The organism is Veillonella sp. 6_1_27, from assembly GCF_000163735.1.
Lineage (GTDB): Bacteria > Bacillota > Negativicutes > Veillonellales > Veillonellaceae > Veillonella > Veillonella parvula_A.
Genome location: NZ_GG770216.1, coordinates 438,436 through 451,795, shown reverse-complemented (window position 1 = coordinate 451,795; position 13,360 = coordinate 438,436). Strand labels below are relative to the sequence as shown.

Annotated in this window: 17 protein-coding genes; all 17 read right to left on the bottom strand. The window is 41.6% G+C overall.

Going from position 1 to position 13,360, the window contains the following annotated elements; genetic code table 11:
- Positions 1-154: 154 nt before the first annotated feature.
- Positions 155-1,273 carry a 1-propanol dehydrogenase PduQ gene (locus HMPREF0874_RS05870; RefSeq protein WP_008602360.1) on the bottom strand — a complete coding sequence of 373 codons (1,119 nt, stop codon included), beginning with the start codon at positions 1,271-1,273 and terminating at the stop codon, positions 155-157.
- Between the two features lie 11 nt (positions 1,274-1,284).
- Positions 1,285-2,718: an aldehyde dehydrogenase family protein gene (locus HMPREF0874_RS05865; protein ID WP_008602357.1), complete on the bottom strand. Its 1,434-nt coding sequence runs from the start codon at positions 2,716-2,718 to the stop codon at positions 1,285-1,287.
- A gap of 128 nt (positions 2,719-2,846) precedes the next feature.
- A complete protein-coding gene (locus HMPREF0874_RS05860; protein WP_024066335.1) occupies positions 2,847-3,113 on the bottom strand; it encodes a EutN/CcmL family microcompartment protein in 267 nt (88 codons plus the stop codon).
- Positions 3,100-3,591, bottom strand: a complete 492-nt coding sequence (gene pduM / locus HMPREF0874_RS05855; protein ID WP_039965227.1) for a PduM family microcompartment protein — start codon at positions 3,589-3,591, stop codon at positions 3,100-3,102. Before pduM ends, HMPREF0874_RS05860 begins: the two co-directional genes overlap by 14 nt.
- Position 3,592: 1 nt before the next feature.
- Complete coding sequence (eutJ, locus tag HMPREF0874_RS05850) at positions 3,593-4,429, bottom strand: ethanolamine utilization protein EutJ (protein ID WP_008602353.1); 837 nt, start codon at positions 4,427-4,429, stop codon at positions 3,593-3,595.
- Between the two features lie 13 nt (positions 4,430-4,442).
- A complete protein-coding gene (gene pduL / locus HMPREF0874_RS05845) occupies positions 4,443-5,063 on the bottom strand; it encodes a phosphate propanoyltransferase (protein WP_008602352.1) in 621 nt (206 codons plus the stop codon).
- A 6-nt stretch (positions 5,064-5,069) separates the two neighbouring features.
- Positions 5,070-5,345: a propanediol utilization microcompartment protein PduA gene (gene pduA, locus HMPREF0874_RS05840; protein WP_005385294.1), complete on the bottom strand. Its 276-nt coding sequence runs from the start codon at positions 5,343-5,345 to the stop codon at positions 5,070-5,072.
- Positions 5,346-5,381: 36 nt separating this feature from the next.
- Positions 5,382-5,912 (bottom strand): BMC domain-containing protein, encoded by a 531-nt coding sequence (locus HMPREF0874_RS10155; protein ID WP_008602348.1) that lies wholly within the window; start codon positions 5,910-5,912, stop codon positions 5,382-5,384.
- 337 nt (positions 5,913-6,249) lie between these two features.
- A complete protein-coding gene (gene pduB, locus HMPREF0874_RS05830) occupies positions 6,250-7,092 on the bottom strand; it encodes a propanediol utilization microcompartment protein PduB (protein ID WP_039965225.1) in 843 nt (280 codons plus the stop codon).
- Between the two features lie 2 nt (positions 7,093-7,094).
- Positions 7,095-7,376 carry a propanediol utilization microcompartment protein PduA gene (gene pduA, locus HMPREF0874_RS05825; protein WP_008602344.1) on the bottom strand — a complete coding sequence of 94 codons (282 nt, stop codon included), beginning with the start codon at positions 7,374-7,376 and terminating at the stop codon, positions 7,095-7,097.
- Between the two features lie 44 nt (positions 7,377-7,420).
- On the bottom strand, positions 7,421-8,428 hold the full coding sequence (locus tag HMPREF0874_RS05820) for a nicotinate-nucleotide--dimethylbenzimidazole phosphoribosyltransferase (RefSeq protein ID WP_039965224.1): 1,008 nt from the start codon (positions 8,426-8,428) through the stop codon (positions 7,421-7,423).
- Positions 8,429-8,446: 18 nt separating this feature from the next.
- Positions 8,447-8,887, bottom strand: coding sequence for a EutP/PduV family microcompartment system protein (locus HMPREF0874_RS05815; RefSeq protein ID WP_008602340.1), 441 nt, complete (start codon positions 8,885-8,887; stop codon positions 8,447-8,449).
- A 13-nt stretch (positions 8,888-8,900) separates the two neighbouring features.
- Positions 8,901-9,263 (bottom strand): ethanolamine utilization microcompartment protein EutS, encoded by a 363-nt coding sequence (gene eutS, locus HMPREF0874_RS05810; protein WP_008602338.1) that lies wholly within the window; start codon positions 9,261-9,263, stop codon positions 8,901-8,903.
- Positions 9,264-9,343: 80 nt separating this feature from the next.
- Positions 9,344-10,066 (bottom strand): MIP/aquaporin family protein, encoded by a 723-nt coding sequence (locus HMPREF0874_RS05805; protein ID WP_008602336.1) that lies wholly within the window; start codon positions 10,064-10,066, stop codon positions 9,344-9,346.
- A 10-nt stretch (positions 10,067-10,076) separates the two neighbouring features.
- Complete coding sequence (locus HMPREF0874_RS05800) at positions 10,077-11,132, bottom strand: cob(I)yrinic acid a,c-diamide adenosyltransferase (protein ID WP_008602333.1); 1,056 nt, start codon at positions 11,130-11,132, stop codon at positions 10,077-10,079.
- A 27-nt stretch (positions 11,133-11,159) separates the two neighbouring features.
- Positions 11,160-11,534, bottom strand: a complete 375-nt coding sequence (locus HMPREF0874_RS05795; protein ID WP_008602331.1) for a glycerol dehydratase reactivase beta/small subunit family protein — start codon at positions 11,532-11,534, stop codon at positions 11,160-11,162.
- Complete coding sequence (locus tag HMPREF0874_RS05790; RefSeq protein WP_008602329.1) at positions 11,531-13,357, bottom strand: diol dehydratase reactivase subunit alpha; 1,827 nt, start codon at positions 13,355-13,357, stop codon at positions 11,531-11,533. Before HMPREF0874_RS05790 ends, HMPREF0874_RS05795 begins: the two co-directional genes overlap by 4 nt.
- Between the last annotated feature and the right edge of the window lie 3 nt (positions 13,358-13,360).

Here is a 13,360-nt window from a genome sequence, read left to right as displayed (position 1 = left end):
CAGATACAATGTTTTCCTGTCTATCAAGCGATCATATACAAATAAATAAGTAATCATGCCTAATAAAAAAGAGACTTCAATGAAACCATTAAAGTCTCTTTTTTCTACATTACTGATTATATTTTTTGTAATTTGTTTATTTACTCTATATAAATTACATAACATTTTCATACAAACTAATAAGATCATCCTGATTTGCTGGGTATGGATTAAAGCGATAGCACATATCTTCTAATGCTCTGCTAGCCATGAGCGTAAGTTTTTCACCGGATGTAGCTTTGTCTACTCCAAACTCTGTTAGTGTCATAGGACATTCCAAAGTACGTTGTAACTTTATAATCGCTTCTAACAGGGCTCCTAATTTGTCACTTTCAGATGCTTTATGCGATGCAAAGCCTAATTTCGCAGATAATGCTGCATATTTCTTTGCTACCTCTTGATTATGAGAGCAGTTAAATGCAATTACATACGGCAAGAGCATGCTATTAGCTAGCCCATGAGGCACATGGAATTGTCCTCCCAACTGATGAGCCATGGCATGAACGATACCTAAGCCAGCCTTATTAAAGGAAAGCCCTGCAAGGCATGATGCTTCGTGCATAGACATGCGGTCTTGCTCTGTAGCTGTTGGCTTATGACATTTTGGTAAGTATGTAAAGACAAGCTCGATCGCCTGTTGTGCCAATGCATCGGTGAAGTTATTTGCAGCAGTCGCCACATAGGCTTCTAGAGCATGAACTAGTACATCCATACCACTAAAAGCAGTCACACTTGGCGGAGATGTTTTTACAAATAATGGCGTTAATAAAGCCTCGCCTGGTAATACCGCATCATCTACAAGAGGATACTTAATTTGTGTTTCACTATCTGTAAGAACAGCAAAGGAAGTTACTTCAGAGCCTGTTCCACTTGTAGTAGGAATGGCGATGAATAATTTAATATCCATATGCTTTAACTTACGACCGAAATAAGCTATCCCTTTGCTCATATCAATGCAGGATCCCCCACCAATAGCGATGATAACAGTCGGTTTAATAGCTTCTATAAATTCAATGCCTTTTACTACATGAGTTATGGGTGGATCAGGTACTACATCTGTATATGTAGTCACCTTATTTTTACTATTCATTAACCCCATCACGTACGTAAGGCTTGGTGAGTCTTTTAAAAATGGATCACATATGATAAGGATGGATTCATTATTAAATTCTGTAAGACGATTCAACGAATCTGTACCCGAATAAATTTGGGTTGGAAAAGTCCATTTATTCATATGCTCACCACCTATCGAATATTAAATCCTGTTGTTAAACAACATCTACGACGGCGTGCAAAGCAGCGAGCCGATGTAGTGGATTCCCCAGTAGGTGTAGCGATTGTAAAGGTTGTCGTACCTTCACCACTAAAGCCAAGACCGGCATAGGATGGGCCATTCTTAACAAAAATGGAAGTTTTCATTTTACGAGCCATCCGGTTAAGGCGTTCCATATTTAAGGAATGCATTGTTGCCGTATGATGTAAGCCCGCTTCTAACATCAAACATACATCGATGCCTTCATCAAAGCTATCTACTGTAACAACAGGCAGAATAGGCATTAACATTTCAATGACTGCAAACGGATGATTTTTTGGTGTACGCATGATAATCAACCGCGGATCACCATTGTACGGAATATGTGCCGCATCAAGAATAACACTTGCATTCTTACCGACGAACTTTTTATTCGGTGTCCCGTTTGGTAAGACTGTTAAATCTACGAGGCGTTGAATATCTTGTTGATTGTCAATGAGGACACATCCTACTTTTACCATTTCTTGAACTAGCTGTGGCTCGATTTGGCGCATAGCAACGACGCTCTTTTCAGCAATACATAGAATATTGTTATCTAGGCTGGCACCGAGAACAATATCTTGAGCTGCCTTTTTAATATCTGCCGTTTCATCTACAAAGGCTGGAGGATTACCTGCACCTGCACCGATAACCTTTTTACCGCTTTGAAGCGCTTGTTTTACTACGCCAGGACCACCAGTAACAACTAATAAGCTCACATCTGGGTGTAGCATCATTTCTTGAGCAGACTCAATAGATGGTTCACGAAGTGTAACAATAAGATTTTCAATGCCAATCGATTTAGCAATGATTTGGTTAAGTTCACTAACTAGCAATCGACTAAGATGCTTAGCACCAGGATGTACACTAAAGAATACTGCATTCCCTGCTGCTAGCATGCCGATAGTATTACATATTAACGTTTCTGCTGGATTTGTACTTGGTGTAATAGCCCCGATGACACCATAAGCAGACAGTTCATACAATGTCATGCCATTATCACCAGTTTCACACTCTGTAACGAGATCTTCTACACCCGGTGTTTTATCGAGTGTAAGGTTTAATTTTAGTACTTTATCTGCAACACGCCCCATCCCTGTTTCTTCAACAGTTTTTTGAGCCAATTCTTGTACTCGTGGACGCATAGCAGCACGGATGTCTGCTATTACCTTTTCACGAGTTGCCAAGGTGCAATCTTCAAAACGCGCTTGCGCTGCTTTTGCTGCTTGAATTGCATCATCAACTGTATCAAATACACCTGGTTCAACTTGTCCCCTAGGCGCTTGTTTAACAGGTTGTGATGAGGCTGCTTCTTGCTTTTGCCCCTGTAATAGATCTATAACCATGGATCGGATCATTTCTTTCAACTGTGTATTGTTTTCCACCATGAACCTCCATATAGGTTGCATTGCTGATGCAATGACCATGTCAACTAACAGTGTACACAATCAAGGATATATTCATGATGTGACACAATAACTAGGTTTAACTCTGGCACCAGCTATTTCCTATACAATTATTTTTCAAAACTATCAATAATACCCACAATAGCACAATCTACTGCGGTGCCTTTATCATCTTCGAAAATATGCCGTGCCGATGAGCCTCGAGTTAGAAGCACATATTCACCTTCACCAGCACATACTGTATCGACGGCGATTTCTATGCGCCCCGTCAACTCTTGTTCTCCATCGAGAATATCTACCATCATCAGTTTCATTCCCTTTAGAGATTCATGCTTTTGAGTAGATACGATACTACCCACTACTTTACCGACTTGCATACTTCTCGTTCCCTTCAATTATTGTGATACGTAAGCGCTCAATTTCATCTCGAGCAGCCATGGTAAACCGTTGTCCCCTATATATGACGATAATAGACTGACTTTCACAAGATCTTACAAAAGAGACCGTTATCCAGCCTTGATGGCTGGCATATATAGGACGACCAAATTTATCTAGAAATTTGATAGGCCAATCTAGAATAACTGATGGATTCATCAATGAGGTTACAGGGACTGCGAGGCGTATTGTCACCTCACAGTCATACGTTAATGCACGGTGTAGGCAAGCTACCCAAGGCACTAATGTATCGCTCATTAACTCTCGTATATGACCATAATCTATACCAGCGAAAGAAATGAGTTGATTCTGCAACAATATATGTTCATCATAGCTATTGCACTCTGTGACCATAAACGTGGCAGTGGATGTCATCCGCTTTTCTAGGCGTTCTAGCACCAGTTTAACTAATGCATCCATATTAATGCTCACTTCCCATGGCAATCCCTAAGGGCGTTACAAACTCTGGATATAATGGCTTATCTACGGGTAATCCTATATATTGACTGAAAGTTTTTGTAAACTCCTCAAAATTAGAAGCACCACCTACAACAACAATAGGAGTCCCTTTTTCATAACCACCCTCTTGTAACGCACGCTTAGAAATAGCTGCCATTTTTTCAACAACAGGCCGTATGGTTGCATATACATCGCGTTTATTTGCTTCATTCCGCTTATAAGCCTCCGCTTCAGGGATGGAGATTCCATAGGCCCCGCTAATAACAAGGTTCATATGGGTACCCCCTGTAGGCTCATCTACGGTATATACAACTCGACCATCCTTTAAAATGCTTATGCCTGTAGTACCACCACCGACGTCGATAACAGCGCCATCGGTGATGCCTAGCACATTAGCAGCAGCGGTAGGTTCGTCTAAAATACAAGTTACTTCAAAACCGGCGCTTTCTAGAACGTGACCTACTACCTCTTTATTCTTGCCTATCGTTCCAGGTGGAACAGCTGCTGCGGCATATACAAGTTCTGTGCCTAAGGCTGCCTCTGCCTTAGCCTTTAACGCTCGCGTAATTGTAACAGCTCCCACATAGTCAACTACAAGGCCGTCTCTAATAGATTCATTGTATTCAAAGGCGCCATATATAGGTTTACCTTTGTCGTTAACTACGGATAAGACAATAGATGATGTACCAAGGTCAATACCTACACGCAAATTTTTTTGATTATGAGAGCTCACTTGTTTGGACTCTACGAGATCAGAGAACTCTTGCAATGTATTATTTGCCTTTTTCAAACCCTTCATCGTATCACCTACTTTACTGTACAATTCTCGCCATCACTGTACCTTGTACATTGGCAGCATTTGCCTCATCTGTATCAATATGGAGTTCTAGGACAAAACCAGGTACGGCTCGAACGATGACATCACCAAATACAGTGGTGCGTTCTGACGTTTGAAGTTCAACATTAACGCTATCACCGTCGTTTACATGGAACCGTTTTGCATCATCCGGCGACATGTGAATATGTCGCTTTGCAACAATACAAATAGGTTTTGTTATTTCCCCGTTTTCAGTACATAGAGTAATCTCTACGGCTGATTCTAAATGACCAGATAGCACAATAGGAGGCTTTATGCCTAATGTACGAGCATCGGTCAACGATACCTCCACTTGTGACTGTTTTCTAAGAGGACCTAGTACGCGGACATTTTGAATGACCCCTTTAGGCCCCACCAAAGTAACGGTTTGATCTGAAGCAAACTCTCCAGTTTGTTTTAAGTCACTTTTCTTAGTAATAGCCTGATTCGGGAATAATACATCCCAGTCCGCCTGACATAGATGGACATGTCTATTGCTCACACCTACGGGAATGGACGATTCGAACATGGCTTCGATCACTTCTCGTACGATAGCACGAATCTGTTCCCGATCCATAAGCTATTATCCTTTCTTAGGTAAAATTAATTCTACGTCGCTATGAGGGCGTGGAATTACATGAGTAGATACTACTTCGCCCACTTTTTGTGCTGCTGCACAGCCTGCATCAACCGCTGCTTTTACAGCGCCTACATCACCGCGAACCATTACAGTAACAAGACCGGAACCGATTTTTTCAGTACCTTCTAATGTAACGTTAGCTGCTTTTACCATTGCGTCAGCCGCTTCAATTGCGCCTACTAAACCTTTTGTTTCTACCATGCCTAATGCGTTATTCATGATAATCTCCTTTATTATTTACTAATTTTTACTACTTTATTTCTTTTTAGAGTTTTTCTTTGGTGTTGTTTTCTTTGTACCTGTGGACATAGAACTTTTCGGTTCTATGATAGTAGATACAATTTCATCTAACACTTCAACAACCTTTTCATCTAATTGGGGTTTCTCTGTTTTAGAAGTTGTAACTTCAGCTTTGACTGGTTTAGTTTCTATAACTTCTTTAGTTTCTTGAACACCAGCACTCGCCTTAGTTAACTGTGTCTCATCAGAAACCTTAGCAGGCTTATCTGTAAAATCATCATTAAAGGATTCTACTAAACCTTCTGCAGGTCTTGGAATTACCTTATGAGCTACATACAGGTTCATTCCTTTTGTAAGAGCCACACCAGTCTGAACAGCCGCTTCCACAGCTGCTACATCACCAGCAACCTTTACTATCATCCAGCCAAGGCCTCTCGCCTTTTCTATTCCTATCAACCGTACATTTGCAGCTTTAACCATTGCATCTGATGCGGTGATAGCCCCCAGTAAACCAGCTACTTCTAGTAACCCTAGTGAATCTTTCACTATGCCACCTCCCGACGTCTATTTCTGTTGATGATTCGCACACAGGATTCATGCATTCCTATAACATTAACTACGTTGCATATCTACTAACATTTGACGAATCAAATCTTTTAACTCTGGTTCTTGAGATTCTATTTTAGGTTCTTCTTTCGGTGTCGCCTGAACAGGCTCATCCTTGAGCTACCTACTTCATCCATTATGTCCATAATGATAGCCCGTAACATTTATTCATTTAGTTCTGCCATTATGAATACTCCTATTCACATTGTGAAAGTATCATCTATTGCGACGTGATAATGATATGTAATGAATATATGACTCTTTGAACTAACATTCATTAAATAATGTAAGCATTACCTTTATTCATAGGTCTTTCTCCCATAGTTTCTAATAATGCTAAACCTACATCACGTGCTGCTTTAACAGCTTGTTTAACAGCGCCAGAATCACCAGACATTAGTAAAACAACTTCATTTGACATATCTGAGCTCGATGGAGACTGATAATCTACCACATCTACATTTGCTGATTTAACTGCTGTATCCGCCATAACTACACCAATAGCTGCTGGGGCCCCAACGATCAAGCCAAAGGCTTTACCTTCTGGTGTTCCAAAGGCAGTCACTAATGCTTCTCCTGCGCGAGCTGTATATTGAACCTCCACATGACCAGCTTCGTTCATATATACCTCGCCGAAGGTACGTTCTAATTCACGCAATGCTACTTCTACAGAACGTCTTACATCAGATACATCATCGCCGCCAAATATGATAAGGGAACCAGAACCGGCGCCACCTTTCATATCACGGGCAAGTTCAATGCTAACAATCTCAGTATTCGTTGCTTTTACAGCTTCGTCAGCGGCCATGATTTGTGGCCCTGCACCTGTACGTGAACCTAAAATACCGATGGATTGATATGACTTAGTGAGCTGCATAGCTTCCAATACTTGACTGTCTACATTGGCAATAACGAGACCAATTGTATCGCCTGTTGTAGTGCTACCTACATGTTCAGTAATCATAGAAGTTTGTAATTGACTTACAGCAGGTGAACTTACAGGTGCTGGAGCACATGATGCATTACTAGTCGCGCCTGAAGTTTTGCTTAAATCAGCACTATCGATACGCATCAATACGCGCTTTAAAATCTCATCTACCATACTTTTAGTATCGGCCATAATTATTCACCCTTTGTTGGTAAAATACCTTCTACATCTTTATGTGGTCTTGGAATTACATGAGTAGAGATAACAACACCTACGCGTTCCGCAGCAGCTGCACCTGCATCTACGGCAGCTTTTACAGCACCTACATCACCGCGAACCATAACAGTAACGAGACCAGAGCCAATTTTTTCATTGCCCACTAGTTCCACATTAGCTGCTTTAAGCATTGCATCAGCTGCTTCAATAGCGCCTACTAAGCCCTTAGTTTCCACCATACCTAATGCTTCTTGTGTCATCTGTTTTCTCTCCTTTTACAAAACATAATACAAAGAATACCAATTTATTTTTCTAATAGTTCCACCATAGTGCCTATGTTCATAAAGGCAAAATGTGCAGTTTTAAGTAGTTGTACCATCAGTACAGCCCCTGTACCTTCACCCAATGCCATTTGACCATGGATGGGAACTTCATCAAGACGTATATTTGCATACGCTAATGCTGCGGCCATTCCTACTTCACGAGAGTAGTGAGATGGAATGCCATACAATGGCGCTTCACCATTCATTTGAGTGGCACAAGCCATTGCCACCGCTGTAATATACCCATCGATAACGAATGGGATATGTAAATCTGTACAAGCTACCATCGCACCTGTAATTGCGGCTATATCAAAACCACCAACGCGACTAACAACATCCTTTGGCGTATTGAGATGCCCTTTATGATGCGCTAAGGCAGTCCGTACAAACTCACGTTTTTGATTCATATACGCTTCGTCATCGGGACCAGAGCCAGGTCCTACAGTTATCCGTGGGTCTAATTTTGTGAGCCCGCTTAACACGGCTGCCGATGTGGTAGTATTACCAACACCCATTTCACCAAAGGAAAATAGATTAATTCCCGATTCCGCATAATATATAACGCGGTTGTAACCAGCTTGGTATGCTAAATCAAATTCTTCACCGCTCATAGCGGCACCATGTAAAATATTTTTTGTACCTTGACTAACTTTTCGATCTATCCCGATACCTTTAGGGCACGCAATACCAACGTCTACTACTTCGTAAGGAATATGGTTAAAGATACAGTAATTGGCAACTGCGCTTTTACCGTCAATCATATTCTGAGATTGTTTACGAGTAATTTCGTAGTTATAACCGATTAGTCCGTCTACGGAGATTCCGTTATCTGCAGAAAAGATAATATGTTGTGCATGAATCTCAGGCCGAATTTCTTGCCAAGCAAGACACATCTTTTTGAAATATCGTTCCCATAGACCTAAGCTTTTTGGAATGATCGCCTTATTTAAAATAAATTGATTAAGTTGTTCTTCAAAACCTCTGTCCATGGAAAAACCTTCTTTCAACTAACTGTATATGTAGTCACATAAACGATCTAGCGATTCTTGATCGTGAACGGATATTTCAAAAATCTTAGTAGCTCCCGCTAGCTTGAGATTGCGGCGAGGCGCCTCCACATCTTTTCCCATATCAACTTTTGACACAACACCGATAACTTCTCGATTTAAAGAGTTCCCAAAACTAGGTGGGAAAATTGTTGTTTCATCACCTGCAGGAATCATAAAAATCACTATATCCGCATCATAGGCATGCAAGATAATTCCTCGATAGTAATTAGGATTTTCCATGTATTCCCCAGGGGTATCAATAAAATTACCCACTCGAGTTATGGCTTGTGTTTTGTGATACGTTGCAGAGCCATGAGTAATCGTATCTGCCAATGTGGTCTTACCACATCCGCTGCGCCCTACGAGAAGGATGCGTTTTTCTTTCTTTTCGGTACTCATAATTACCCTTTCATTAGGATCTTGTTAAATCCGTTGGGAAGAATCCTAATATGCGTTGCAAGCCTTCAATAACGCTCTGCAATGCGGATTCAACAGCAGATACATCTCCTGTTATGAGAAGTGCTCCCGAAAATCTGTCGATGAAACCAATTTCAATATCACCAGACTTACTTGCTATATCGGCTGCAATAATGGTCCCTTCGCCAGGTGTGATTGTAAGAATTCCAATGGCATTGCGGCCTTTTTCCTCAAGCCCCATTTTTCTAAACAAATCGGGCTTAGGATTAGCAATAACATGGGCTATAGTAACCTGCTTTCCGGGTACAAATTCTTGGATGATGCGTTGTTTAGCATCAATTACCTCTTGAAAGGCCATATAATCTCCTCCTAATACAAAATGTATAATTCATATAGTGACACGGACTATACATGCTAGTCGCTCAATATAGATTTCGCTTAAGGTGCCACTAATTTAAAAAATACTACTGCTAAACCAGCCCCAATCAATGGACCAATGAATGGAACCCATGCATATTGCCAATTCGCTGTTCCTTTATTAGGAATAGGCAAAATAGTATATGCTAGGCGAGAACCGAAGTCACGAGCTGGATTTAACGCATATCCTGTAGTTGCACCAAAGGACATACCGATAGATGCAATGAGGATACCGCTAACCACTGGAGCTAAGCCATCTACCATCTTACCCAAGCAAAGGGTTGCTAGAATGAGCATAAAGGTAGCAATGATTTCAGACATCAAATTGCAAGGTTTATGGTCAATAGCTGGACCAGTCGCGAAGATACCTACGCAGTTACCTTCATCAGGGCCGGTTTCCTTGAAGTGCGGATAATAGAATACTGCTGCAATGGTAGCGCCTACAAAAGCGCCGGCAGTTTGAGCGATAGCCATTGGAATCACTTGTTCCCATGGGAAGATACCTGCTACAGCAAGAGCAAAAGTAACGGCAGGGTTCAAATGACCAGGTCCACCTAGTGTAATTCCTATATACACACCGAAGGTTACTGCAAAGGCCCATCCAAAAATAATGTGTAACCAATTAGTACCATAGATACCAACGATGGTTTTCTTTAATAAAATCGATGCATTTGTACTGTTACCAAATGCGAGTAAAACGGCAGTACCAACAAACTCACTGATATACATTTGTGTTACATCCATTGTTTTCACCTCATCGAGTTAACAAAGATTGTAATGCATGAGATGCAATGTCCATATCTTCTGCCACAGTGCCACCGCTAATGCCGAAACCACCGACAATTTCGCCGTCGATGATAATCGGATAACCTCCACCAAAGGTACAGATTTTACGATTTACCATGGATTCAATGTTGAATAGATCGCCATCAGGCTGTGCACTTTGATGTACTTCGTGAGTTGCCGCTTTGAGAGCCACTGCTGTATACGCCTTTGCCTGTGCGATATCGTTGCTGATGAGCAATGCATCTGACATACGATGGAAATACATTAATACACCTTTTGCATCCACAATGGATACAACGATAGGTACGCCTATGGACTGAGCATAGTCCATGGCTGCTTGTGAAAGTTTCGTCATAATTTCTTCTAGCTTTGTTCTAGTTGCCATATAACTAACCCCATTTTCAGTAGTATGCCCCATATGCCATAAACTCCGATTCGTTTCTGCCAGTACTTCAGCATGACTGTTCTTAACACGTTCTGCTACGCGCTCTACAATTGTTTCTACAAATTGCACATAGTCTTCCATGCGAGCCATGATATAAAGAGCATCAGATAATCGATTTATAAATTTTCGAACCTCATTGCGAATTGGTTCTACCTCACCTAAGCTAATAAGTAATCGTTCCCCTCGACGACATATAGTGCGCGCCACATGAAGCTCTGCAGCAGATAAATAATTACCGCTTAATATAAAGCTATGTTGCTGTGGCAAACGATTCGTATAATCGTCGATTAAACGTTCCAAGTCGCTAATATCTTGTTGTGAAATCAAGTTGCTACTTTCACTAAGATGTTCTACATGAGGCGTTGCTACCTCCGCACATAAGCGGAATAGCTGATGTTGTAATGTGTGAAGCACATGTTTATTGTCCTGTGAGACGACTAATTTCTCACATACACTAACCTGTGCATTTAATTCATCAAAGGTTCCATATGTGTCCACACGAAGTGAATTCTTAGGTACTCTAGTGCCATCAAAGAGAGCCGTTGTACCTGCATCACCGGTTTTCGTATAAATAGCCATATGCACCACCTCTCACGTTCATTCTATTTAAAAGGCCACTTCCAATCGTTCGTCAAAAGCGAATGGATTGCCTTTTACAAGGCGAGCTGCATTGACACCTAAGGTGCGCAAGCTATCTGGATATTGAGCATAGCCCGTAAGTCGATAGATAAATTGATGAGCTGGTATATTTTTATAGGTCAACACAATAGCCTGCTCATCAACACCAATGCCTACTGACAAAGCTGAGTTTCGAGATGCTAAATCAGCCAAATCCATGTGAGTACCACTATGAGCCTCAATTACTACGGGTAGCCCTTCCTCTTCAATGCCATATAGAACAGGTTTTAATACATCCTCACCGATATGCGATGTCGTATAGAGCAAGATGGTTGGCTTGCTGATGATACTTTGATCCATCATAGGCCTCCCTTCCCTACATAGGAGAGGACAAGTCCTGTTGCTACAGCATTACGCGCCCCTTCAACACCTCGAATATTGCCTCGCCCTGCTACTAAGGCGTATTGAGATAACTCATCTGTTACTAGCTGAGGAATTTCAAAATCTAATGCAGAGCCACCTACAATAACGACGAATGGTATATCTCGTACATTATGAGTAGGACTGACAGATGCCAAGGCACGGAGTGAATTAGTAACAAATACTCGTTTCTTTGCAGTTTGGCGCACACGCTTAATCGTTTCAAGAGGAATATCTCGCTCTACAGGAACGAGTCCATCAGGAGTAACGATAACAACGCGACCAAACAATGCAGCCGATAGCGGTTCATTAAAGAACTGCACCGTTCCATCTTCATGACGAATATGATATACGCTGAGTACTTGAGCTAATGGATCTCGCTTAATGGCCTCTGCAATATGCATATCCTCTAACCCAAGTTCAGAATTGATGAGCATTGTTACCATGTTTCCCGCCCCAGCTAGATGAATAGCCTTAATTTTGCCTTCTTGGTTGATGATAGATGCATCAGTAGAGCCCGCACCTAAGTCGAGTATAGCCATTGGTTTTGCAGTCCCTGGCGTTGTCAACGCACCTAAGATTGCCGATTCAGCCTCTTCACCACCGATTTCAACAGGTATACCTAATTCTTTTTCCACCTGTTTAGCAATGATTTCCATTTGTAGATGGTCCGATTTAACCATGGAAGCAATACCTACAGCTTGTTCCATAGAGAATTCGCCTGCAAGACCACCTTTTACATTAATAGGAACCGATACATCTACAGCTAGCAAATCTTGAATGAATACATCTTGAGGTGATTTATTCGTCAATTGTGCCATTGTGAGGCGCACCTTTTCAAGCATGCCCCCTACGTTAGTACCTGCTTCACCGCTTACATCATCGATAGGATGTACAGATCCGAGGGTTTCCATGATTCTCTCTGCACCTGCTGATACGTCAACAGATACAGTTCTACCGTTGCCCATAACTATAATGGAACCCGCTGGTATTACCCGCTCTTTAACATCCCCTGCAGGTGTTTTAATAACGACCGCAGATCGGTTACCAATGAGGGCACGAGCAATAGGCACAATATTCTTTGTTTCCTCTGGTGAAAGCTCAAATACAGTGGCAATACCATAAGGATTGGATAATTGTGATACTACTTGCCCAGGCTCTACAACCTCTACGGCAGAAAGCATACCCATTGGGATTTTATCGATATACGCAACCTCGTCTACGATAGGAATTTTGTTATCTAATCGATTATTGACGAGTACACCATCATCAGCTTGAAGGATAGCAGCTCGAATATCATAACCGCGTTGACAGTACGCATTGATAAGCTGTGCTACCAATTCAAAGTCAATAATCTTAGGAGCCACCACGATGTATGGTTGACCTTGCGGCTTATCGATTAATTGCTCAATAGGAACGGTATACCCTACACCAAGGCCTAAACCGCCCGGTGTTTTAGGGTTGTGCCCTATCATGGTAGATTCCGTAATGATGGTTTCCGTAATGGTCTCCATAGCTACATCACCGATAACTGGTGTAGCCTCATTAATACGAACTAAGTCAATATCTCGTAGTGTAAGATTAGCAGACCTGATTAGCGACTTGAGAGCATCCATGAGGCCTACGATATTTTCGCGAGTCCCTTTAATGCCTGTAGTACTAGCGATAGCAGAGGATAGGAACTTTACCTCACCATTGCTATGCACTTCAGCCAAGGCCGCTTCTGTTGTCGAGTTTCCAATATCGATGCCAACAATTCGTTTCATAAT